Below are 22,919 nucleotides of genomic sequence, written 5' to 3' on the forward strand. Positions count from 1 at the left end.
GACGGTCAGGTGTCCAGGGGCATGCGCCCACAGCCATGCACCCACGCTCGGGCGCCCGCAGTTACGCGTCGGCGGGTGGGCGGGGGCGGGTGGCGGCGGCTCGCTGGGCCATCAACCGCAGCTTGCGGACGGTCACGATGGAACCGGCGATCAGCGTTCCGCCGTACAGCCATCCGGCCTGCGTCGCCAGTGCCGTGAACAGGGCCATCACCCGGGCGCCGAGCCCGTCGCTCTCGGCGAGCGGGAGCAGCCCCAGCATGAAGGCGATCGGCACCACGACCGGCGCGCTCACCAGGTCGCCCCGGCGCACCCAGAGCGCGGTCAGCACGCACACCGGCAGGAACAGCACGCCGTACACCAGCTGCGAGGCTCCGAACAGCAGCCGGTCCAGGAAGGCCAGCCCCAGCATCAGGGCGGCGCAGAACAGTCCGCAGCCCAGTCCGGTCAGTCGTGGATTGGGCAGCCGGCGGATCTTTTGGGCGGGTGCGGTGGCGGGCCGCCGGGCGGGCGCGGTGCCGCGCTGCGGGCCGGGCCGGCGGGGCCGTTCCGGACGGGCTCGCCCCTGCCGGACCGGCCGGGCCGGCGGGACCTGCCGCGCCTGGCGGGGCTGCGGACTCTGACTGCCCTGCGGGGGCTGCCGCGGCGTGCGGACGCCATCGCGGGTCGCCTGCGGTGGCAGGGGCGGTGGGACGCCGCGGCGCGGTCCGTGCTGCGGGGGGCGTGTCCTGTGTTGCTCCACTGACCCAACTTAGGTCGGTTTATGTGCCGAATAGCCCGTCCGACACGCCGTGTGTCCCCGCTTGGCCAAGCGTTCGAGGCATCGCCGGGCCGGGGCGGGCACCCCGTAGACTGGTGGATCGGCCCACTCCGCCAGTCCTCATCTCACGTACGGGAAGTCGCAACGTGTCGCTCACGATCGGAATCGTCGGTCTGCCGAATGTCGGCAAGTCGACCCTGTTCAACGCCCTGACCAAGAACGACGTGCTGGCGGCCAACTACCCGTTCGCCACGATCGAGCCCAACGTCGGCGTGGTCGGTGTCCCCGACCCCCGCCTGGCGAAGCTGGCGGAGATCTTCAAGTCGGAGCGCGTCCTGCCGGCGACGGTCGACTTCGTCGACATCGCGGGCATCGTGCGCGGCGCCTCCGAGGGCGAGGGCCTGGGCAACAAGTTCCTCGCGAACATCCGTGAGTCGGACGCGATCTGCCAGGTCATCCGCGCCTTCAAGGACGAGAACGTCGTCCACGTCGACGGCAAGGTCTCGCCGAAGGACGACATCGAGACGATCAACACCGAGCTGATCCTCGCGGACCTGCAGACCATCGAGAAGGTCCTGCCCCGGCTCCAGAAGGAGTCGCGGATCAAGAAGGACATCGCGCCCAAGGTCAAGGCGGTCGAGGAGGCCAAGGAGATCCTGGAGAAGGGCGACACGCTCTTCGGGCACGGCATCGTCCAGGGCAGCGAGCGCGCGGAGCCGCTGCACGACCTGCACCTGCTCACCACCAAGCCGTTCCTCTACGTCTTCAACGTCGACGAGGACGAGCTGACCGACGAGGACTTCAAGAACGAGCAGCGCGCCCTGGTCGCCCCGGCGGAGGCGATCTTCCTGAACGCCAAGCTGGAGGCGGACCTCGCCGAGCTGGACGAGGCGGACGCCATGGAGCTGCTGGAGTCGGTCGGCGCGACCGAGCCCGGGCTCGCCACCCTCGCCCGCGTCGGCTTCGACACCCTGGGCCTCCAGACGTACCTGACGGCCGGCCCCAAGGAGTCCCGCGCCTGGACCATCAAGAAGGGCGCCACCGCCCCCGAGGCCGCCGGTGTCATCCACACCGACTTCCAGAAGGGCTTCATCAAGGCCGAGGTCATCTCCTTCGACGACCTGGTCGAGACCGGCTCGGTCACCGAGGCCCGCGCGAAGGGCAAGGCCCGCATGGAGGGCAAGGACTACGTCATGCAGGACGGCGACGTGGTGGAGTTCCGCTTCAACGTGTGAGCGGGTGAAATAACACCACGTCGCTCGGCATGGCAAACATGCAGGTCAGGAGGGGCCGGACTCGTGAGAGTCCGGCCCCTCCGTCCATCCCGTGCTGGATCGGTGCTGGATCTTCTGACCCGACGTCAGGCGTGCTCAGGTGTCGTAGACAGTGGAGCGATGCCCGACGTGCACGACCCACACCACCAGTTCGCCGTTGTCGATCGTGTAGATCACGCGGTAGTCGCCCACACGTAGGCGGCGGCGGTCGGGTTGGGAGACGAGGGCGGTGGTGTTGAACCCCAAGGGGTCGTTCTCCAGCTCGGTCAGCTTCGCCAGAATGCGCAGGGCCATGTCTCGCGGGACCTTGCGGAGTTCGGCCTGAGCCTCGGGCCGGAAGACGGTGCGGTACTCACTCACTGCGCGCCAGCGTCTCCCTCATGATGTCCTCGATCGGGATGCCGGGGGCCGGATTGGCCATGCGCTCGTCGATGATCCGATTGATCTCGCGCTCTTCCCATTCCTGGTACTTGCGCAGCACCTCGATGGAGACGACGGCGGCTACCTGCTTGCCGCGTCGGGTGATCACGGTGGGTACGTCATCCCGGTCGGCTCGCTCCACGACCTCGGCCAGGTGCGCCCGGACATCGCGAATGGACTCTATGGGCAGTGGCTGCGTCATGCGCCCAAGAGTACCGAATGTCTCATGTGTACACAACGGCTCATGTCTGCTCTGGGGTGCTGGGTAAACCGTCACCGTGCTGGATCTGTGCTGGATGCGACCTCGGAAAGGTGTGTTTTCGCAGGTCGCAGCGCTGTGGCTGACGTTCCGCTTCAACGTGTGATCGCAGCGTAACTACAAGTCAGGCCCTTCGTCGTGTTCGCGGAGGACGGGGGGACCGGCCTCGGTCGAGCACCTCGGCAGCGGCCTTGGTGCGCCCGAGGTCGTGCAGACACCAGCCGGTCGACATCGCCGCCGGATCGCTCACGTGTGAGGTTCCGATCACGGGCTCGGCGCCGTTGAGGGCGTCGTCGGAGAGCAGTTCCCGCGCCCTGTCGAGGCTGCGGAGGCAGTCGACTTCGTTGCCGACGAGCGCGTGCCCTTGGGCCTCTCGTTGGGCAGCGAGTCCTCTGATGCGCGGTGGGAGTTCGCTGCCCTGGGCTCGGCGGGCCAGGGCGACGGTGCCAGCGGCGTCCCCGCCGTACATCGAGACCAGGGCGCGCCGCACCAGTGCGTAGGAACCGAGGTACGGGTCACCTCCGGCGCGCGCCAGTTCGACGGCCTCGCCCGTCCAGCCGAGTGCCGCGTCGCTGTCCCCGGCCTCCTGGGCCATCCAGCCGGTGAACTCCGCGAACCGTGAGGCGAGCAGGAGCGCGGAGGCCCGGGAGGCGGACCTGGCATCGGAGGCGAGCCCGGCGACCATGCGAGTCTGCGTCTCCAGCAGGGGCAGCAGGATCTTGGGGGCGGTGGACTGACCGAGCTTCCGCAGCTGGTCGAACTGCATGCGGTAGGAGCCCAGGAGGGGGTCGTCGGCGGAGGACAACGCTTGACCGCCGAGTTTCAGGCCAAGATCGATCAGCACTCCTGTACCCGCCGAGAGGACTGCCCGTCGCCCGATGAGCCAGCGGCTCGGACCGGCTGGGGATTCGGCGGAGCCCGAGTCCGAGTCCGCTTCAGGGCGGGTGGCCAGGCGCTGCAGCTCGCCGTCCGCGCCGAGGAAGGCGTCACACCGCCGGGCCAGTTCGGGGGACGGGGAACGCTCTCCGCGTTCGACCTTGCTGAGGTGTCCCTTGTCGTAGTTGAGCGCCACGGAGAACTCGGTAAGAGTCAGCCCCGCTTCCACTCGTAAACGGCGAAGTTCCGGGCCGAAACATAAAGTCGTGCTCATTACTCAGCCTCCCTTTGAACAGTGACCGCGAGAGCCGTTCGACCTCACGGGAGCCGTCATCAGGCGATCACCGGTCGACGCGAAGCTCAACGGTGAACACCTGCTGTAACGGCGTCGTTTCGCTTCGCGTCCGAGACTGAGTCGGGCACGACCCTTGTCTGGAGAATCGGGGTTCGGCGGTGTTGCCCGTTGCCTCTTTCGTTCTTCGCTGTTCCCCGCCCGTTCCTCGGAGTGACCGGGATTGACCATGATCGGAACAACGTGTTCGAGAGTGACGGGGCCATGGGCGGGGTCCCGTCCTTCACGAAGTCGCAGTGCTCGATTACGTAGCCGCAGCTGGTCTCCGCGGGTGCCGGAACGGCATCGGCCACCTCGCCGGGGACAGGTCGGTACGGTCGATTCAGGCGGGGGCGACGAAGATGTTGTCCGTGTGAGCGGAGGGGCGACAGGGCTGCGTGCGCCGAGTTCGGTCAGGGCCCAGCGGATGTCGGGCGGGCTCGCTCCAGTCCGGCGGTGTCGCCCGTTCCAGGCAGGCACGGTAGGCGGCTCGGCCGCGCCTTCGATCTCCAGGCTCGCCAGGGCCATTGCCGCCCATTCCCGGACGGTGGAGCCGTTGCTGCTCAGGCGGGCGATCAGGTCGGGTCTGTCAACCGAACTGGCTCTGGCCTGCATTCGGTGGCGACCGAGAGTGCTGGAGCCGGTGGATGCCTACCCAGGCCGGCTGCCTCTCCACCCACACGCCCAGAGTCGCGGAGCCCTGAACGACGAGTCGAATGGGCGCATCGCTGCGCGTGACTATCGTCGCCGTGCGTCACCACCGGATGTGAGCCAGAGTCGAACGATTTACGGTCCCGCGGCTGGACTACTAGACGGTGCGGATGACAGGGGCGGGTTTGATGTCTTGGGCGTCGATGAGGGTGCGGATGCCGTTCGGGTCTGAGGTCCAGATGATGGCGCCGAGGCTGGCTGCCATGGTCACGACGGTGGCGTCGACGATGTCGGAGGTGCCGGCCTTGCCGCAAAGGATGCCTGCGGCTTTGGCGGTTTCGATGCCGACGGGTACGACGTGGCACCCGGCGAGGAATCTGCCGAGTCTGACCTGGCGGCGGGAGTCCCGCCATGCCTGGCTTACGACGACGGACGGAACGTGGATGTCCCGGCCGTCGTCGAGGGCCAGGCTGTGGCGGGCCCACATGCGTCGGTTGTCGTTGTCGATGGCGATGAGCGCCCCGGCGTCGTACAGGTAGGGGATGTTCACGCGGCCGAGGCTCCCGGGCCGCTGAGGTACTCGGCATCGGCGGCGGCGAGGTCCGCGCGGGCGGCGGCGAGCTCTTCGGGGGTGAAGGCGCCGTGTTCTGCCTGCCACTCCTGGATGACGGCCCGGCCGGCCCGCAGGCGCAGCTCGCGTTCGGCTGCTCCGGCGACGAGGCGGGAGAGCGGGATGCCTTCTTCCTCGGCGGCTCCGGCCAGGGCTTCGACCAGAGATTCGTCGAGAGTGATAGTCACCTTCTTGGTAGCCATACATCAACCATAGTGCGGTATGGCCTTCGGTGCTGGTGCACGGATCACGTGCCGACAAGCGTGGAGGGCGTGAGCCCATCCAGCGAGGAGGGTCTCGCCGACCCGATGGCCTGTGGGACCGTGGGGGCTGGTGTCCGCATTCGCCGGAAAGAGGGGTTTGCCGATGAAGCCCTTGCCCGTCCGTGAGGTGTCGGTGCACGGTTTCGAACACGGGTCGGGCGGAGGATCGCGGGGCTTGAGGTGGCGAGCGTCTTTCAGAAGTGCAAGAGGGACGTCCGGGACCGGAACTTTCCCTGTGATCGTCCGCGGTGTCGGCATGGGTGGACGGTGCGGTAACGGGAGCCGGGCGGTAGGCGCGGGCGTCAGCGGGAGAGGTCGTTTCCCCGTCGCGTGGGCGCGGATGGTGCGGACGCTTTCGCCGACAAGGTCGAGAACGACAAGAGGGCCGGCATTCGCTTTGATCCCGGGCGAGGGCTTGTGGCGTTGCGAGCCTGGGCTCAGGAGTGGCTGGAGCGACAGGTTGTAGGTGAGTCCACGCGCCGCAACTACGAAGGGTTCATCCGTAACCATCTCGGGCAAAGAAGGCGTGCCTCCTGGCCGGCCTGGCCGGCCTGGTCGATCTGGACGGCAAGGCCAAGTACACGCCTCGCAGCCTGCGGCACTTCTTCGCCTCCACTGCCCTGGCAAACGGTGTGCCGATCCATGAAGTGTCGCGCTGGCTGGGGCACCGTTCGGTCAAGACGACGGTCGATATCTACAGGCATCTGCTGCCCGGCGCGTGGGAGCGCTGCCGGGGTCTTGCAGCGCTCCATGCGGCCACTGCCCCCGGACGTGACGTCCCTGCCGTCAGAGGAGGCGAGCTCGAGCGCCTGCAACCAGGCTGTCTAGGCGTACGAGGGCTGGCTGGCCTGCGCGGTGCTGGGATAGAACGCCCGTGCTGGGATGGTGCTGGGAAGCCCACTGCGAAACCCGTGTTTCCGCAGGTGGGAGCTCTGCACTACAGGTTCCGCTTCAACGTGTGAGCGGATGACATAACACCACGTCACTGACTCGGCGAACATACAGGTCGGATGGGGTCGGCTCCTTCAGGGGTCGGCCCCATCGTCCATCCCGTGCTGTTCGGTGCTGGATCCTCGGCGCTGGAAGGGATCCAGGGTCGGGATCAGGTGCCGTAAACAGTCGAGCGATGTCCGACGTGTACGACCCACACCACAAGCTCTCCGCTGTCGATCGTGTAGACGACCCGGTAGTCGCCGACCCGCGGTCGACGGCGTTCTGGCTGTGACACGAGCGCGGTGGTGCCGAAGCCGGGGGGGGGGCGCTCTCCGGCTCGGTCAGCCTGGCCAAGATACGCAGAGCCATGTCGCGAGGGACGCGTTCCGGGTGCGCGTCATGCGCAGGGGGATCGTCGAGGAGCGCCTGGACCCGTTTCTCTCGCCGTGCAATCCGGTGATCGGGGACTGAGTCCCGCGGTGGAAGGGACCGGCTCCTCGGAGCCGGGCCCTTGGCCGTTTGGCGGGTCGGCTCGGCGAGGTGCGGTGCGGCGGCGAGGAGGTGCGGGTCTTCCGCGACCGCGTGGGCGTGGGCGTGGGCGTGGAGGAGATTACGCGCCGGCCGGCGGGTGGAGACCGTCCCGCTGCCGCAGACCCTGTGGACGTACCAGGCCTTCACCGCGGTACCGGGGGCGGCGTGGGTGGTCGGCGAGCACGGCACCGGGCCGAAGGTGCTGCGCCACGACGGTTCCGGCTGGACCGCCAGTCCGTCCCGATGCCCCGCGCGTCCCGCGCTGTTGCTGAGCCGGCGAACGGGGCTCCGTGCGAACGGGACGGCTGTCTCACCATGGGGAAAACTCGCGCGGGCAACATCCTTTTCCCGCAAGGTGGTTGGCGACACAACTGCCATGTATGGAGGGGATCATGAGCAAGGTCTGGCTGATCACGGGCGCGACCAGCGGTTTCGGGCGGGCGATCGCCGAGGCGGCACTGGCCGCCGGGGATGTGGTGGTGGGGGCCGCCCGGCGTACCGAGGCCCTGGAGGCTCTGGTGGCCGCGCACCCCGAGCGGATGGAGGCGCTGCGGCTGGACGTCACCGACATCGGCGCGGCCGAGGCGGCCGTGCGGGATGTGGTGGACCGGTACGGGCGGATCGACGTCCTGGTCAACAACGCGGGCCGCACGCACGTCGGCGCTTTCGAGGAGACCACGGACGACGAGCTGCGGGCCCTGTTCGATCTGCATGTCCTCGGCCCGGCCGCGCTGACCCGGGCGGTGCTGCCGTCCATGCGGGAGCGGCGGTCGGGTGCGATCGTGCAGATGAGCAGCGTGGGCGGGCAGCTGTCCTTCGCCGGGTTCGCGGCGTACAGCGGTACGAAGTTCGCGCTGGAGGGGATGTCCGAGGCGCTCGCCGACGAGGTGGCCGAGTTCGGCATCAAGGTGCTCGTCGTCGAGCCGGGAGCCTTCCGCACCTCGCTGTTCGAGGGCAACCGGGCGGGCTTCAGCCCGGACGGCGGGGCCTACCCCAAGGTCACACGGACCCGTGCGTATGTGGCCGGGGGCGACGGCACCCAGGCCGGTGACCCGGCGAAGGCGGCGGCGCTGATCCTGGCCGCTCTGGAGGCGGAGGAGACGCCACTGCACCTGCCGCTCGGCGATGACGCGGTCACGGCCGTCCTCGACCACCTGGACCAGGTGCGAGGCGACGTGACCGAGTGGGAGAAGCGCACCCGGAACACCGGCTTCGACGCCTGATGAGGGCCCGCCGCCGGGAGTGCGATGCGTCCTCGGCGGCGGTGACGGTCCATCATCTGAGGTGTGCGGCGGGACCGTTACGTCGGTGCAGGGCCCTTGTGCAATTCCTGTGGAGGGCTCAATCTTTCGGCTGACGCACCTGTATGGCGAGTGGTTGACATGACCCTGCCATGCGCGCCCCCCACCGGCGCACCACCGATCGAGGAGGACCCCTCAGATGGCAGTGATGCGTACTCCCCACCGCACCACCCGGCGAAGACTGGCCGCGATCGCCGTCGCGAGCACCGCGGCACTCGCCGCGGGCCTGGTCTCCGCACTGCCCGCAGGCGCCGCACCGGCCGCCGAAGGGCGCATCCAGTACGAGGACGCGGCGAACGCCGTGGCCGGCAGCTACATCGTGACCCTGAGGGCGGGCGAGGCCCGTTCCGGCTCGGCCGAGGGCCGCGCCCTGGCCGAGAAGTACGGTGCGACCATCGAGCGCACCTACACCAAGGCCCTCAACGGCTACGCGATCGAGGCCTCCGAGACCGAGGCCAAGCGGCTCGCCGCCGACCCGGCCGTCGCCTCCGTGGTGCAGAACCGCACCTTCAGCATCGACGCCACCCAGCCCAGCCCGCCCTCCTGGGGCCTGGACCGCGTCGACCAGCGCGCCCTCCCGCTGAACAACTCCTACACCTACCCGGACTCCGCCGGGCAGGGCGTGACGGCGTACGTCATCGACACCGGCGTCCGCATCAGCCACAGCGACTTCGGCGGCCGCGCCCTCAACGGCTACGACGCCATCGACAACGACAACGTCGCCCAGGACGGCCACGGCCACGGCACCCACGTCGCCGGCACCGTCGCGGGCAACGCGTACGGCGTCGCCAAGAAGGCGAAGATCGTCGGCGTCCGGGTGCTGAACAACTCCGGCTCCGGCACCACCGCCCAGGTCGTCGCCGGTATCGACTGGGTCGCCCGGAACGCCGTCAAGCCGGCCGTCGCCAACATGTCCCTCGGCGGCGGCGCCGACACCGCGCTCGACACCGCCGTACGCAACGCCATCGCCTCCGGCGTCACCTTCGCCGTCGCGGCCGGCAACGAGAACACCAACGCCTCGACCCGCTCGCCCGCCCGCGTCACCGAGGCGATCACGGTCGGCGCGACCACCTCCTCCGACGCCCGCGCCAGCTACTCCAACTACGGCACGGTCCTCGACCTGTTCGCCCCGGGCTCGTCCATCACCTCCGCCTGGAACTCCGGCGACACCGCCACCAACACCATCTCCGGCACGTCGATGGCGACCCCGCATGTCGCCGGAGCGGCGGCGCTCCACCTGGCCGACAACCCGACGGCCACGCCCGCCCAGGTGTCCTCGGCACTGACCACCGCGGCGACCCCCAACGTGGTCACCAGCCCGGGCACCGGTTCGCCCAACCGGCTGCTGTACGTCGGCGGCGGCACCACGACCCCGCCCGGACCGCGGTTCGAGAACACCGGTGACTACGCGATCAACGACAACGCCACCGTCGAGTCCCCGATCACCGTCTCCGGCGTCTCCGGCAACGCGCCCGCCACGCTGGCCGTCCAGGTCGGCATCGTCCACACCTACATCGGCGACCTCCAGGTCCAGCTGATCGCCCCCGACGGCACCGCCTACACCCTCAAGGGCTACGGCACCGGCGGCAGCTCGGACAACATCGACACCACCTACTCGGTCAACGCCTCCGCGGAGACCGCCAACGGCACCTGGAAGCTCCGGGTGAGCGACAACGCGGCCTACGACACCGGACGGATCGACACCTGGGCCCTCCAGTTCTGATCCCCGGGAGGGCCGTCCCTCAGTGATCCACCTCGTCCTCGCGGAAGGGCTCCGGGCCGGTGACCCGGCCCGCCGCGAGGACGAGGCGCGTGTGCCGGTGCGCGGCGAGGAAGCCATGACGGCCTGCTCGGCGGAGCCGCTGGCGAGCGGAGGGACGCTGACGCCGGGGAAACGGAACGGCTCGGTCGTCCCGCGCGACGGTGGGGCCGAACGGGGCGCGCCGCCCCGGCAGTCCGTGGCTCGCGGAGACGGCGTACGCCGGAGTCGTCACCCCTCGGCCCCGCTCGATCAGGGGGTACCCCCCTGGCCCCCGTCCGTTCCCGCTTACCATGCGCGAAGTCGTACGCCAGTTCCTCATGATCCGAGTCAGGAGCACGGTACCCGTGTCCACACCGCCGCCCGCCGGGCCCGGTCAGCCCCAGGACCCCCAGGGCCAGTACCCCGCTCCCCAGCCGCCCGGCCCGTACCAGCAGGGTCCCTACCAGCACGGCCCGTACCAGGGCCCGTACGGCCCCGCGCCCTACGGCGGCTGGAATCCGTACCCCCACCAGCCGGAACCCCCCGTCAACGGCTTCGCCATCGCCGCGCTCGTCCTCGGCGTGCTGTGCTTCCTGCCGGCCGTCGGGCTCGTACTGGGACTGGTGGCGCTGCGGCAGATCAAGAAGAAGGGCGAGCGCGGCAAGGGCATGGCGATCGCCGGTTCCGTGCTGTCGTCCGTCGGACTGGCGCTGTGGGCGGTGGCCGTGCCCACCGGCGCGGTGGCCGACTTCTGGGAGGGCTTCAAGGAGAGCGCCGCCGGGGAGACCCTCTCCGTCAGGAAAGGCCAGTGCTTCGACGCGCCCGGCGGCTCCCTGGAAGGCGTGACGTACGACCTCGACGTCGTCCCGTGCGCCGGCGAGCACGACGGCGAGGTGTTCGCCACGGTCACCGTGCCCGACGGCTCCTTCCCCGGTGACGACCACCTCACGGACATGGCCGAGGACAAGTGCTACACGCTGCAGAGCGGCTACGCCCTGGACGCCTGGGCCGTGCCCGAGCACGTCGATGTCTACTACCTCACTCCGACCGGGCAGAGCTGGCGGCTCGGCGACCGCGAGATCACCTGCATCTTCGGCAACACCGACGGGAAGGGCACCCTGACCGGGTCCCTGCGCAACGACGCGACCACCCTGGACGCCGACCAGCTGGCCTACCTGGAGACGGTGTGCGACCTCGACGCGGTGCTGGAGGGCGAGCCCGAGGCCTACGCCGAGGACGACCTCGACGCCAACACGGAGTGGGCGGCCGAGGTCCGCGACGGACTCGCCGCCCAGACCGAGGCACTGCGCGGGCACACCTGGCCCGCCGGCGCCGAGCGGCCCGTCACCGCCCTGATGACGGAGCTGGAGACGGCCCGGGGTCACTGGGCGAAGGCGGCGACCGCGACCGACGCGGACACCTTCTACGAGCACTACGACGCCGGGTACGCGTTCTACGACGGCGCGAAGACCATCGATGTGCGCGAGGCGCTGGGCCTGGACACCAGCCCGCCGGAGTACGACTACGAGGACGACAGCGGCGTGGGTGGCGGCGACGGGGGCGGCGGCGACGGGGGCGGCAGCGACCTCGATGTGTAGAGGGGCCGGCCGGCGGGAGGTGTGAGACCGGCTATAGCGGGAGAAAGTGCCCGCGTAAAGGCCCCCCTGGGCACATGTCATCACATCGAGTGATTCTCTGGCCTTTGCTTGCCCGGGACAACCCGCGGTTGCCACGCTGTTGCTGTCTGTACAACCTGATGGGAGCGGCCAGTGACATTCGGTGAGCAGCCGGCGTACCTGCGTGTCGCGGGTGATCTCCGCAAGAAGATCGTCGACGGTCTGCTGCCACCGCACACCCGGCTGCCGTCCCAGGCACGCATCCGCGAGGAGTACGGCGTCTCCGACACGGTGGCGCTGGAGGCGCGCAAGGTGCTGATGGCCGAAGGGCTGGTCGAGGGCCGTTCCGGGTCCGGCACCTATGTGCGGGAGCGGCCCGTGCCCCGCCGGATCGCCCGCTCCGGGTACCGCCCCGCCGACACCGCCACCCCCTTCCGCCAGGAGCAGGCCGACGCCTCGGCGCGCGGCACCTGGGAGTCCAGCAGCGAGCAGGCCGAGGCGAGCGGGCCCATCGCGGAGCGGCTGTGCCTCAAGCCCGGCGACCGCGTGATGCGCACCAAGTACCTCTACCGGGAGGCCGGGGAGCCGATGATGCTGTCGACCTCGTGGGAGCCCCTCGCCGTCACCGGCCGCACACCCGTGATGCTGCCCGAGGAAGGGCCGCTCGGCGGCATGGGCGTCGTCGAGCGCATGGCCGCCATCGACGTGATCGTGGACAACGTCACCGAGGAGGTCGGTGCCCGCCCCGGCCTCGCCGAGGAACTGCACGCCCTCGGCGGCGTCCCCGGCCACGTCGTCCTCGTCGTCCAGCGCACCTTCTACGCCTCCGGCCGCCCCGTGGAAACCGCCGACGTGGTCATCCCGGCGGACCGCTATCGCGTGGCCTACCACCTCCCGGTCAAGTAACCCGCGCGGACCCGGGCCCCGATCGCCCCGTGCGCCGCAGGAGCGCACTCGGGTCCGACGGCGCACGACCTCGCGGCAGTTGCCTGCGGCATCCGCGCGTCGGGCGGGCGGTGCCCGCCGGGTTATATCCGGACGTTTTAGCAGGTCGTCCCGGCCATGGCGGAGATGCCGCTGACCGGATGCGGTGGTAGGGGCCGACGGCGCGTTCGATGCGTGCGCCCCCTGAACGCTGGCTTGTTGCGTACCTCTTCGTGAAAAGCCGTATTCGCTGAGTGAAGGTTAGGCGTAGGCTCAGGCATATGCGGATTGCGGTTTCCTTACCGGGCGGGGCCAGGACGGGCAGCGGAGGGGCGCGATGAACGACAGCACGGTCACTCTTCCCTGGCTCGTCATACGCCAGGACGACAACGGCAATCGCTACAGCGTCGGCCGGTACGCGACCCGCGCCGAGGCGCAGAAGATCGCGGACAGCCTCGGCAGTCGCGGGCACAAGCAGCTCTACTGGGTCCAGCGGATCGACCAGATCGGCCCGGGCGGGGAGGATGCCCTCGGCTGACCGCCCCTGGATAGGCTCCGGTGCATGACGCAACGGACCGTGGTGGCCGGAGCCGCCCTGCTCGACGGCGGCCGCCTGCTCGCCGCGCGCCGCAGCGCGCCCCCGGAGCTGGCCGGCCGGTGGGAGCTGCCCGGTGGCAAGGTGGAACCCGGCGAGTCCCCGGACGCCGCCCTCGTGCGCGAGCTGCGCGAGGAGCTGGGCGTCGACAGCGAGGCCGTCGAGCGGGTGCCGGGGGAGTGGCCCCTGAGGAGCCCGTACGTCCTGCACGTGTGGACCGCGCGGCTGCGCCCCGGCTCCGCCGCGCCCAAGCCCCTCCAGGACCACGACGCGCTGCGCTGGCTGACCCCGGCCGAGATCTGGGACGTGGACTGGCTGGACCAGGACGTCCCGGCGGTGCGCGAGATCGCCGCCCGCCTCGGCAAGGCGGAGCGCTAGCCGAGTTCCGCGAAGGGGAGGGCGTCGGCCGAGCGCCACCCGCCGCTCCGTACGCCGTACCGAGCGCCACCCGCCGCTCCGTACGCCGTTCGTCCCACAGCGCGCCCTCTCGCGCGGTACTGCCCCCGGTATATCGGGTATGTGCCCACTAACCCCATGAAACCGGACATGGGTGGGCTTGTTTGCCTGGGATGTGATCGGCGTGTTCGACACCGAAGGCGACTGCGCCGAGTGGACCTTTCCCGCGGACCCGGGAGCCGTGCGCACCGCCCGGGCCGCCGTCCGCGGCCAGCTGCGCGGCTGGGGCCTGGACAGCCTCGGTGACCTGGCGGTTCTCCTGGTCAGCGAACTCGTGACCAACTCCCTGCGGCATGCCACCGGCCCCATCGGCGTGCGCCTGATCCGCCCCGCCGGGCTGCCCGCCGTGCTGCTCGTGGAGGTCTCCGACCCGCTGCCGGACCTGCCCCGCGAGCGCGCCGCCCGCCCCGACGACGAGAGCGGTCGCGGACTGCAACTGGTCGCCTCCTCCTCGCGCCGCTGGGGCAGCCGCCCGGGCGGCACCGGCAAGACGGTCTGGTTCGAGCTGGCGGTGCCGACCTGAGGCCGTACGAGCGCGCGAACGGCACCGCCGTCGTCGTGCGGCTGTCCACGCGTGCGGATCAGGCCGCCAGCCCGTGCCCGCGCGGGTGATTCGGGGGAGTGTCCGCTGGTTAGAAGACTGGAAGTGTTCTCGCAGCCCGGTCCGAAAAGCACCTGGACTGTGCTGTGATCGTGAACACCGTGTTGCGCGGCGCCGTAGTGCTGGATACTGCGGGCAGCCGCCCCCGGTGACCGGTGCCGGACGCGGTGAGCTGGAGGGGACGGTTCGCGTGAGCGGGATACCAGCGAAGGCCACGGAGTCCGAGGACCCGTCGGGCGGCGCGAGGTCAGGGGCCGCGGCTGCCGCGGGCGGCTCCTCACCGGCGCCCGGCGACGCCCTGTGGCAGAGCAGCCCACCCGGCTCGATCTACGACTACATAAAGGTCGCCTCCTTCTCCATCGGCCCCGACGGGCTGGTGGACCAGTGGAGCCTGCGCGCCGAGCAGCTGTTCGGCATTCCGGCCGGGCGGGCTGTCGGCATGGACCCCATCGAGGCGTTCATCGACCCCGACCTGCGCGAGCGCGGCGAGCGGAAGATGGCCGAGATCCTGGACGGGCGGGAGTGGACCGGCGTCGTCCCCTTCCGCACCCCGGACCCGGACGGCGGGCGTGGCACGGACGGGCTCGCCGAGGTCTATGTGATGCCGACCCGGACCGAGGACGGCGAGAGGGCCGCGGTCTGCATCGTCGTGGACGTCCGGGTGCTGCGCAGCATCGAGACCGATCTCGCCGCCTCGCAGGCGATTTTCGGCCAATCCCCGTTCGGGTTCCTGCTGATCGACACCGATCTGCGGGTGCGCCGCGCCAACCAGCGGTTCGCCTCCACCTTCGGCGGCACACCCGACGACCACCGCGGCAAGGGCGTCCACGACTACCTGCCGCGCGCCGAGGCCGAGCGGGTCTCCGCGACCCTGCGCCGGGTCCTGGAGACCGGCGACTCCATCACGGACATGCACGTCACCGGCTTCGTGCCGGGCTCCGACGAGCGACGGCACTGGTCCGTCAACCTCTACCGGGTGCACAGCGGCACCGGCCGGCCCATCGGCGTCGCCTGGCTGGGAACCGACATCACCGCTCGCCGGGCCGCCGCCCGGGAAGCCGCCGCCGCGCGGCGCAATCTCGCCCTGCTCAACGAGGCCGGCGCCCGCATCGGCAACTCCCTCGACCTGGAGACCACCGCCCGGGAACTCCTCGACGTCGTCGTCCCCGGCTTCTGCGATCTGGCGACCGTCGACCTCTACCAGGGTCTCCTCGTCGGCGACGAGACCCCGCCCGGCCTGCCCGACGGCAGCGCCGAACTGCGCCGGGTCGCCTTCGCCAGCGCCGTCTCCGACGCCCCCTTCGCCGGCACGGGCAAGCCGGTCAAGGTCGGCGCGGTCCACCACTACCCCTTCAACTCGCCCTGCGCGGACGCCCTGCGCACCGCCCGCCCGCGGCTCGTCCCACCGGAGGAGGGCGGGCTCGTGCAGTCCACCCTCGCGGTGCCGATGGTCGCCCACGACACCGTCGTGGGACTCGCCCAGTTCTCCCGGGCGAAGGGCAGCGAGCCGTTCGGCGACCGGGACCGCGACCTCGCCGTGGAGCTGGCCGCGCGCGCCGCCGTCTGCATCGACAACGCCCGGCTCTACCGGCGTGAGCACGAACGCGCGTTGATACTGCAACGGTCCCTGCTCCCACCCGGCGACCCGGTGGCCGCGGGCCTCGACATCGCCTGCCGCTATCTGCCCGGCAACGTCTCCACCGGGCGGCCCAGCGAGGTCGGCGGCGACTGGTTCGACGTCATCGAACTGCCCGGCCACCGCACCGCGCTGGTCGTCGGCGACGTGATGGGGCGCGGCCTGCGCGCCGCGGTCGCCATGGGCGAACTGCGCACGGCCGTGCGGACGCTGGCACAGCTCGACCTGGAACCCGCGGAAGTGCTCTCCCAGTTGGACGAGATCGCGCGCGGCCTCGGCACACCCGGGGGGCCCGCCCAGGCCTTCGGCCCCGGGGGAGGCATCCAGCAGGCCACCCGGGCCGCACGCCGCCCCCGCGAGGCCGACCTGTCCGAGGTGTACCTCGCGACCTGCGTGTACGCGGTGTACGACAGCGTCACCCGGCGCTGCACCTTCGCCAACGCGGGCCATCTGCCGCCGGTGCTGGTGGAACCCGGCGAGCCGGCTCTGATGCTGGACGTGCCGCCGGGGCTGCCGCTCGGTGTGGGCGGGGAGCCGTTCGAGGAAGTGGAGGTCGAACTCCCCGAGGGGGCGCTGCTGGCCCTCTACACGGACGGCCTGGTCGAATCCCGCGATCACCCCTTGGACGAGGGACTCCAGGCCTTCGTCGGCGCGCTCACCGACCCGGCCAGCCCCCTGGAGGACGTCTGCGACCACGTCCTCAACACCCTCGACACCCATCACGGTGAGGACGACATCGCCCTGCTGATGGCCCGCGTCCAGGGCCTGCCGGCCGAGTCCGTCGGCGACTGGACGCTGCCGCGCGAGCCGCGCAGTGTGGGCCGGGCCCGCGAGTACGCCCGCGGCCAGCTGCTGTCCTGGGACCTGGAGCCGCTGGTCGACACCACGGAACTCCTGGTCAGCGAACTGGTCACCAACGCCCTGCGGTACGGCGAGGGCGAGATCAGGCTCCGCCTCCTGCTGGACCGCACCCTGGTCTGCGAGGTGTGGGACTCCGGCCTGGTCCAGCCGCGGCGCCGCCGGGCCCGCGACACCGACGAGGGCGGCCGGGGCCTCCAGCTCGTCGGCCTGCTCTCCGCCGCCTGGGGCTCCCGCCGCACCCACCGGGGCAAGACGGTGTGGTTCGAACTGCCCCTGCCGGACGGGGAGAACGGCGTGGCGGACCCGGCGGAGGCACTGCTGAGCCTGTTCTGAGGCACGGCCCCGCCGCTACGACGGCTCCGGGCTCCGGCGGGCCCGTGTCCCCGGCCCGCCGAAGCTCGCGGCCGGGGCGGCGGCGGGGTCCGGGCCCAGCAGGATGCCGCCGAGCAGGGCACCGGCGGTTCCGGTGCCGGGGACGGCGTCCGGGTGGCCGTGTGCGCGGACGTCCCGTTCGGCGAGCTGCCGGGCCTGGCGGGCCAGCGCCTCCGCGGCCAGGGGTTCCGCCCGCTCCGCGTCCCGGGCCGCGACCAGCCTGGTCCGGGCCTCGGCGCCGGCCGCGCCCCGGTGCGTGGCGACGAAGTCCTCCGCCGCGGCGACGGCACTCCGGGCGACCAGCGCCGCGGCGGCCGGCAGCACCCCCGCCCGCCCGGTGGCGACCGGCGCGGTCGCCCGCACGATCCGGTGCAGCAGATCGAGGGGGTCGTACGGCCCGGCGGTCAGCTCCTCCCGTACGGCGGCCAGGACCGCGTCGGCGTGCAGGATCCGCGCCCGAGGTTCCCCGCCGGGGTCGGCCGCCGCGCCCGCCCGCTCCCGCGCCCCCGCCAGCTCGGCCTCCGCCCCGGTCAGCGCGGCCGGAACCAGCGCGGTGGCCTCGGCCAGCTCGGCGGCCAGCCGGCCGACGGCGGTCACCAGGAGGTCCGCCTGGGCGACGGCGCCCTCGGCGGCCCGCAGATGGGCGACGGCCCGGCCGTGCTCGCCCCGGTCCGCGCACTGGCGGGCGCGGTTGAGCCGGGCGGTGGCGAAGACCAGGCGGTCCTTGGCCTGTTCGGCGTATCCGGCGACCGGGGCCCGCGCGGCGGGCGGGTACCGCCCGGCGAGTTCCGCGAGCGCCGCTTCGGCCGCCCCGGTCCGCCCGGTCAGCTCCCGGAACCGGGCCTCCGCGATCTCCAGCGCCCCGCCGATCCCGCCCTCCAGATCCCGCAGCCGGTCCAACCCGGCGGCCTGCTCGTCCAGCAGCCTGCCCGCCTCCGCGCACCGCCCCACGATCCCGGCGAGCGCCTGCCGCCGCGCCGCCTGCTCGCCGGGCACCCCCTCGTCGTACCGCCGGCGCATCCGGAAGGCCTCCGTCAGCTCGGCGCGCGCGGCGGCCAGCGTCCGGGCGTACGGCGCCACGGCGCCGGTGCCGAGGCGCAGCTCGGCGAAGTCCAGTTCCTCACGGCTGGTGCGCACCCAGTCGTCCGCCGCGACCAGCGCCGTCCGCGCCCGCTCGTCCAGGTCGGCGAGCGGCGCGCCGGTCACCGGGCCCGCGGGCGGCCCACCCGGCCCGGTGCGGGCGCGCCGGCCGCGCCGGACGTATCCGTACGCGCCGAGGACGACCGCCGCACTCAGCGCGAGCAGCGGCAGCACGAGATCCGCGGTGGTGGTCTCCTCGACCTCCTCCCGCTGCGCCGAGGCGCTCGGCCCGGGCCCGGCGGGCGCCCGGGCGTCCGGGGCGGTCGTCAACCCCGGCAGGACCAGCCACAGCACGGCGAGCACCGCGCCCAGCACGGCATGCGCCACCCGGGCGGATATGTGCGAGGTCGCGCGCCGGGGGCGGGCCCGGGTCAAGGAGGGCATCACATTCCGGAGCGTATGAGCAGGAATGCGGCACCGCTAGCGGGGGGCGTCCCCGGTGGGGCCCGGCGCGCGGTGCACCGCGCGCCGGGCCGGGGCTCGCCTCCGTGACCCGGCCGCGCGGCGGCAGCCGGAAGGGCGTCTACCGGCTGACCCGCGATGACGGCTCCACTGCCGTCCCTGGTGTCCGGCCCGCTGCGTCTGCTGGAGGGCGACTTCCCGCACCCGGAGGGGATGCGGGCCATCGCGGAACACCACATCGGGCAGACGCTCAGCCTGCTGAGGAGCGCCTCCTGATCTTCGAGCCCAGCCACACCAGCGGGTCGTACTTGCGGTCCACCGCCCGTTCCTTCAGCGGGATCAGGGCGTTGTCGGTGATCTTGATGCCCTCGGGGCAGACCTCGGTGCAGCACTTGGTGATGTTGCAGTAGCCGAGGCCGTGTTCCTCCTGGGCGGACCGCTTGCGGTCCACGCCCGACCCGGCGGCGGCGTCCAGCGGGTGCATGTCCAGCTCGGCGATCCGCATCAGGAAGCGGGGACCGGCGAACGCGGCCTTGTTCTCCTCGTGGTCGCGCACCACGTGGCAGGTGTCCTGGCACAGGAAGCACTCGATGCACTTGCGGAACTCCTGCGAGCGGTCCACGTCCTCCTGCATCATCCGGTACTCGCCCGGACCGACCCCGGCGGGCGGCACGAAGGCGGGCACCTCCCTGGCCTTGCGGTAGTTGAAGCCGACGTCCGTCACCAGGTCCCGGACCACCGGGAAGGCCCGCAGCGGAGTGACGGTGACCGTCTCCTCGCGGGCGAACACCGACATCCGGGTCATGCACAGCAGCCGCGGCCGTCCGTTGATCTCCGCCGAGCACGAACCGCACTTGCCGGCCTTGCAGTTCCACCGCACGGCCAGATCGGGCGCCTGCGTCGCCTGGAGGCGGTGGATGATGTCCAGGACCACCTCGCCCTCGTTCACCTCGACCCGGAAGTCCTCCAGGCCGCCGCCGTGCGCGTCACCCCGCCACACCTTGAAGCGGGCCTCGTAGCCGCTCATTCGTACAGCTCCTCTTCGGCGAGGTACTTGACCAGCTCTTCCTTCTCGAACAGGGCGAGCAGGTCCGGGCGGATGGGCTCGGTGGTCTCCCGGGACAGGGTGATGGCGTCCCCGGCGAGCGCGCACAGCAGGTTCACCGACCGCCACGCCCGGTCCATCCCGGGGAAGTCCTCCCGGGTGTGGCCGCCGCGCGACTCGGTGCGTTCCAGCGCCGCCCGGGCCACGCACTCGCTGACCAGCAGCATGTTCCGCAGGTCCAGGGCCAGGTGCCAGCCCGGATTGAACTGGCGGTGGCCTTCCACCCCGGCCCGCGCGGCCCGGATCCGCAGTTCGGCGAGGGTCTCCAGGGCCTGCTCCATCTCACTCTGGCGGCGGATGATGCCGACCAGGTCGTTCATCGTGCGCTGGAGTTCCTGGTGCAGGGTGTACGGGTTCTCGCCGGTCACCGAGAAGGGCCGCAGCGCCTCCTCGGCCGCCGCGTCCACCTGGGTGTCGTCCACGGCCGGACGGGGGGCGGCCGTTCCACGCGCGTACTCCGCCGCGTGCCGGCCCGCGCGGCGGCCGAACACCAGCAGGTCGGAGAGCGAGTTGCCGCCGAGCCGGTTTGAGCCGTGCATTCCGCCCGCCACCTCACCGGCCGCGTACAGCCCTGGCACCCCGCGCGCCGCCGCCGTGTCGGAGTCGACGGCGATGCCGCCCATCACGTAGTGGCAGGTCGGTCCGACCTCCATCGCCTCCGCGGTGATGTCGACGTCGGCCAGCTCCTTGAACTGGTGGTACATCGACGGCAGCCGCCGCTTGATCACCTCGGCGGGCATCCGGGTCGACACGTCCAGGAAGACCCCGCCATGCGGGGAGCCCCGGCCCTCCTTCACCTCGGTGTTGATCGCGCGGGCGACCTCGTCGCGGGGGAGCAGCTCGGGCGGGCGCCGGTTGTGGTCCGGATCCTCGTACCAGCGGTCGGCCTCGTCCTCGGTCTCGGCGTACTTCTCCTTGAAGACGTCCGGGATGTAATCGAACATGAACCGCTTGCCGTCGGAGTTCCTGAGCACCCCGCCGTCGCCGCGCACCGACTCGGTGACCAGGATGCCCTTCACCGACGGCGGCCAGACCATGCCGGTCGGGTGGAACTGCACGAACTCCATGTTCAGCAGCGGCGCCCCCGCGAGCAGGGCCAGCGCGTGGCCGTCGCCGGTGTACTCCCACGAGTTCGACGTCACCTTGAAGGACTTGCCGATGCCGCCCGTGGCGATCACCACGGCGGGCGCCTCCAGGACGAAGAAGCGACCGGTCTCGCGTTCGTAGGCGAAGACTCCCGAGACCCGCCCCGCGGCGGCGGAGCCGCTGTTCGGTGCCGTGTCCTTGAGCACCCGGGTGACCGTGCACTCCTGGAAGACCTTCAGCCGCGCCTCGTAGTCCCCGGTCTCCCGGAAGTCCTCCTGCTGGAGGGCGACGATCTTCTGCTGGAGGGTGCGGATCAGTTCCAGCCCCGTGCGGTCGCCGACGTGGGCGAGACGCGGGTACTCGTGGCCGCCGAAGTTGCGCTGCGAGATCCGCCCGTCCTTCGTACGGTCGAACAGGGCGCCCCAGGTCTCCAGCTCCCACACCCGGTCGGGCGCCTCCTGGGCGTGCAGCTCGGCCATCCGCCACTGGTTGAGGAACTTGCCGCCGCGCATGGTGTCGCGGAAGTGGACCTGCCAGGTGTCGTTCTCGTTGGCGTTGGCCATGGCCGCGGCGATGCCGCCCTCGGCCATCACCGTGTGCGCCTTGCCGAACAGCGACTTGCAGATCACCGCCGTACGGGCACCGCGCTCCCGGGCCTCGATGGCGGCGCGCAGCCCCGCCCCGCCGGCCCCGACCACGACGACGTCCCACTCCTGTCGCTCGACCACGGACATCAGAAGAACCTCGGATCCTCGAAGACACCGGAAGCGACCAGATAGACGTAGAAGTCGGCGAGCGCCACGCTCGCCAGCGATGTCCAGGCGAGCAGCATGTGCCGGGCGTTGAGCTTCCCCACGAGCTGCCACATGCGGTAGCGCACGGGGTGCTTGGAGAAGTGCTTGAGCTTGCCGCCGACGATGTGCCGGCAGGAGTGGCAGGACAGGGTGTACGCCCAGATCAGGGCGATGTTGACGACGAACACCAGGGTGCCGAGGCCCATGTGGCCCCAGTCGTAGCGCTCGTCGCGGAAGGCGAGCACGGTGTCGTAGGTGAGGATGCCCGCGACGGGGATCGCCGCGTAGAAGAAGTAGCGGTGGATGTTCTGCAGGATCAGCGGGAAGCGGGTCTCGCCGGTGTACTTCTTGTGCGGCTCGGCGACCGCGCAGGCCGGCGGGGAGGCCCAGAAGCCCCGGTAGTAGGCCTTGCGGTAGTAGTAGCAGGTCAGGCGGAAGCCCAGCGGGAAGATCAGGATGATGATCGCGGGGGAGATGCCCCACCAGCTGCCGAAGATCTCCCAGTTCGGCCCGGCCTTCATCGGCTCGCAGTTCTCCGCCAGGCAGGGCGAGTAGAACGGCGAGACGTACGGCGCCGCGTAGTAGTCGGCGTTCGCGAAGGCCCGCCAGGTCGAGTAGACGACGAAGGCGAGCAGCCCGGCGGCGGTGGCGGCCGGCGCCAGCCACCAGCGGTCGGTCCGCAGATGGGGGGCGGCGATCGCGGCGCGGCCGGCGGCGCGGACGCCGCCGGCGCGGGGTTGCGGTTCGGTTGTCGGGGGTTCCGTACCAGTGGCCAAGGCGTGACTCCCGGTCGGCTCGGGTGGCTCAGGGTGCGCGACGGTCGCGGGCGCCGAGACCCTCGTCGTCCGAGTCCGTCCACAGCGCGACGTCGTACGGGGTGTCGGAGATGGTGACGAGCTGCTCGTGCCGCCGGTCGGAGACGGGCCCGGAGGCCGCCTCGCGCAGCAGCGCGACGCTCGCGCGCAGATGGTCGCAGTCGGCGCGGACGCGGCGGATGTCGAGTCCGCCGCCCATCTGCTGTTCCAGTCGGTTGACGGCCCGGTTCAGGTCGTCGAGGCACCGCTGGACGGTGCCCAGTTCCTCGTACACGGACATGACGTGACCTCACTTCCGTCGGCCGGGGGCCGTGGGCGGCAACGGTCATGCGCCTGCGAGTGTTGCGCGTCACACCTGTCGCTGGGAAGGGACGTGCACCGATTGGCCGAGGGCGGGTGGGTGCGTCCCGTGGTGCGTTGCGCCGCACGAGTGGCTTCCCGGCGGTCACCGCCGTGTCGCCGTCCGTTGCCGAATCCTTTCCTCTTCAGTGGCCGCATACATCGCATACATGTGATCAGCTCCATATACCGCCAAAAGTGATCATAACGCCCGCGGCTCCCGGAGGTAA

Annotated in this window: 23 protein-coding genes and 1 pseudogene; 12 read left to right on the top strand and 12 right to left on the bottom strand. The window is 71.2% G+C overall.

The features are described from left to right. Positions 1-61: 61 nt before the first annotated feature. Entirely contained in the window at positions 62-739 is a 678-nt protein-coding gene (locus VE614_RS04270; protein WP_324932186.1) for a DUF6542 domain-containing protein, read from the bottom strand. Between the two features lie 164 nt (positions 740-903). On the opposite strand from VE614_RS04270, the gene ychF reads away from it, so the two are divergent. After that, a complete protein-coding gene (gene ychF / locus VE614_RS04275; protein ID WP_324932189.1) occupies positions 904-1,992 on the top strand; it encodes a redox-regulated ATPase YchF in 1,089 nt (362 codons plus the stop codon). Between the two features lie 135 nt (positions 1,993-2,127). Here the strand turns inward: ychF and VE614_RS04280 are convergent, their stop codons facing one another. The 5 genes from VE614_RS04280 to VE614_RS04300 form a co-directional block, all read right to left on the bottom strand. Next, positions 2,128-2,391: a type II toxin-antitoxin system RelE/ParE family toxin gene (locus VE614_RS04280; RefSeq protein WP_324932191.1), complete on the bottom strand. Its 264-nt coding sequence runs from the start codon at positions 2,389-2,391 to the stop codon at positions 2,128-2,130. Next, positions 2,384-2,653: a type II toxin-antitoxin system Phd/YefM family antitoxin gene (locus VE614_RS04285; RefSeq protein WP_100828042.1), complete on the bottom strand. Its 270-nt coding sequence runs from the start codon at positions 2,651-2,653 to the stop codon at positions 2,384-2,386. Before VE614_RS04285 ends, VE614_RS04280 begins: the two co-directional genes overlap by 8 nt. Before the next feature lie 181 nt (positions 2,654-2,834). Next, entirely contained in the window at positions 2,835-3,782 is a 948-nt protein-coding gene (locus VE614_RS04290) for a transcriptional regulator (RefSeq protein ID WP_324932202.1), read from the bottom strand. Between the two features lie 943 nt (positions 3,783-4,725). Beyond that, a complete protein-coding gene (locus VE614_RS04295; RefSeq protein ID WP_324932206.1) occupies positions 4,726-5,118 on the bottom strand; it encodes a type II toxin-antitoxin system VapC family toxin in 393 nt (130 codons plus the stop codon). Then, positions 5,115-5,381 (bottom strand): hypothetical protein, encoded by a 267-nt coding sequence (locus VE614_RS04300; protein ID WP_055571332.1) that lies wholly within the window; start codon positions 5,379-5,381, stop codon positions 5,115-5,117. The genes VE614_RS04295 and VE614_RS04300 overlap by 4 nt, the downstream gene beginning before the upstream one ends. Positions 5,382-6,034: 653 nt before the next feature. Between VE614_RS04300 and VE614_RS04305 the strand changes: the two genes are divergently transcribed. Further along, on the top strand, positions 6,035-6,403 hold the full coding sequence (locus tag VE614_RS04305) for a hypothetical protein (protein WP_324932440.1): 369 nt from the start codon (positions 6,035-6,037) through the stop codon (positions 6,401-6,403). A 140-nt stretch (positions 6,404-6,543) separates the two neighbouring features. Here VE614_RS04305 and VE614_RS04310 read toward each other — a convergent pair. Further along, positions 6,544-6,743 (bottom strand): annotated as a pseudogene (locus VE614_RS04310) (type II toxin-antitoxin system RelE family toxin). A 30-nt stretch (positions 6,744-6,773) separates the two neighbouring features. On the opposite strand from VE614_RS04310, the gene VE614_RS04315 reads away from it, so the two are divergent. The 9 genes from VE614_RS04315 to VE614_RS04355 all read left to right on the top strand — a co-directional run bounded on the left by VE614_RS04315 (position 6,774) and on the right by VE614_RS04355 (position 16,969). Continuing rightward, on the top strand, positions 6,774-6,845 hold the full coding sequence (locus tag VE614_RS04315; RefSeq protein ID WP_324932442.1) for an Imm7 family immunity protein: 72 nt from the start codon (positions 6,774-6,776) through the stop codon (positions 6,843-6,845). A 452-nt stretch (positions 6,846-7,297) separates the two neighbouring features. After that, positions 7,298-8,128 (top strand): oxidoreductase, encoded by an 831-nt coding sequence (locus tag VE614_RS04320; RefSeq protein ID WP_324932212.1) that lies wholly within the window; start codon positions 7,298-7,300, stop codon positions 8,126-8,128. Between the two features lie 217 nt (positions 8,129-8,345). Further along, positions 8,346-9,929 carry a S8 family peptidase gene (locus VE614_RS04325; protein WP_324932215.1) on the top strand — a complete coding sequence of 528 codons (1,584 nt, stop codon included), beginning with the start codon at positions 8,346-8,348 and terminating at the stop codon, positions 9,927-9,929. A gap of 383 nt (positions 9,930-10,312) precedes the next feature. Beyond that, entirely contained in the window at positions 10,313-11,545 is a 1,233-nt protein-coding gene (locus VE614_RS04330; RefSeq protein ID WP_324932218.1) for a DUF4190 domain-containing protein, read from the top strand. 171 nt (positions 11,546-11,716) lie between these two features. Further along, positions 11,717-12,469, top strand: a complete 753-nt coding sequence (locus VE614_RS04335) for a GntR family transcriptional regulator (RefSeq protein WP_324932221.1) — start codon at positions 11,717-11,719, stop codon at positions 12,467-12,469. A gap of 355 nt (positions 12,470-12,824) precedes the next feature. Further along, a complete protein-coding gene (locus VE614_RS04340; protein WP_324932224.1) occupies positions 12,825-13,025 on the top strand; it encodes an SPOR domain-containing protein in 201 nt (66 codons plus the stop codon). Between the two features lie 24 nt (positions 13,026-13,049). Beyond that, the gene (locus VE614_RS04345; protein ID WP_324932227.1) at positions 13,050-13,460 is read left to right on the top strand and encodes a (deoxy)nucleoside triphosphate pyrophosphohydrolase; all 411 of its coding nucleotides are present in this window, start codon (positions 13,050-13,052) and stop codon (positions 13,458-13,460) included. A gap of 172 nt (positions 13,461-13,632) precedes the next feature. Beyond that, entirely contained in the window at positions 13,633-14,061 is a 429-nt protein-coding gene (locus VE614_RS04350) for an ATP-binding protein (protein ID WP_324932230.1), read from the top strand. 268 nt (positions 14,062-14,329) lie between these two features. Next, positions 14,330-16,969, top strand: coding sequence for a SpoIIE family protein phosphatase (locus VE614_RS04355; protein ID WP_324932233.1), 2,640 nt, complete (start codon positions 14,330-14,332; stop codon positions 16,967-16,969). A gap of 15 nt (positions 16,970-16,984) precedes the next feature. Here the strand turns inward: VE614_RS04355 and VE614_RS04360 are convergent, their stop codons facing one another. After that, the gene (locus VE614_RS04360; RefSeq protein WP_324932236.1) at positions 16,985-18,532 is read right to left on the bottom strand and encodes a hypothetical protein; all 1,548 of its coding nucleotides are present in this window, start codon (positions 18,530-18,532) and stop codon (positions 16,985-16,987) included. A 156-nt stretch (positions 18,533-18,688) separates the two neighbouring features. Between VE614_RS04360 and VE614_RS04365 the strand changes: the two genes are divergently transcribed. Next, positions 18,689-18,826 (top strand): hypothetical protein, encoded by a 138-nt coding sequence (locus tag VE614_RS04365; RefSeq protein ID WP_324932239.1) that lies wholly within the window; start codon positions 18,689-18,691, stop codon positions 18,824-18,826. Here VE614_RS04365 and VE614_RS04370 read toward each other — a convergent pair. From VE614_RS04370 to VE614_RS04385, 4 genes are read right to left on the bottom strand one after another with little or no spacing between them, the layout of a single operon-like run. Then, positions 18,801-19,577 carry a succinate dehydrogenase/fumarate reductase iron-sulfur subunit gene (locus VE614_RS04370; protein ID WP_324932242.1) on the bottom strand — a complete coding sequence of 259 codons (777 nt, stop codon included), beginning with the start codon at positions 19,575-19,577 and terminating at the stop codon, positions 18,801-18,803. The two genes, VE614_RS04365 and VE614_RS04370, sit on opposite strands and share 26 nt — an antisense overlap. After that, complete coding sequence (locus VE614_RS04375) at positions 19,574-21,475, bottom strand: fumarate reductase/succinate dehydrogenase flavoprotein subunit (protein WP_324932245.1); 1,902 nt, start codon at positions 21,473-21,475, stop codon at positions 19,574-19,576. Before VE614_RS04375 ends, VE614_RS04370 begins: the two co-directional genes overlap by 4 nt. Then, positions 21,475-22,311: a hypothetical protein gene (locus tag VE614_RS04380; RefSeq protein WP_324932248.1), complete on the bottom strand. Its 837-nt coding sequence runs from the start codon at positions 22,309-22,311 to the stop codon at positions 21,475-21,477. Before VE614_RS04380 ends, VE614_RS04375 begins: the two co-directional genes overlap by 1 nt. Before the next feature lie 28 nt (positions 22,312-22,339). Continuing rightward, positions 22,340-22,630, bottom strand: coding sequence for a hypothetical protein (locus tag VE614_RS04385; protein ID WP_324932251.1), 291 nt, complete (start codon positions 22,628-22,630; stop codon positions 22,340-22,342). Between the last annotated feature and the right edge of the window lie 289 nt (positions 22,631-22,919).

The sequence above is a fragment of the Streptomyces sp. genome, assembly GCF_035645055.1.
Classification (GTDB): Bacteria; Actinomycetota; Actinomycetes; order Streptomycetales; family Streptomycetaceae; genus Streptomyces.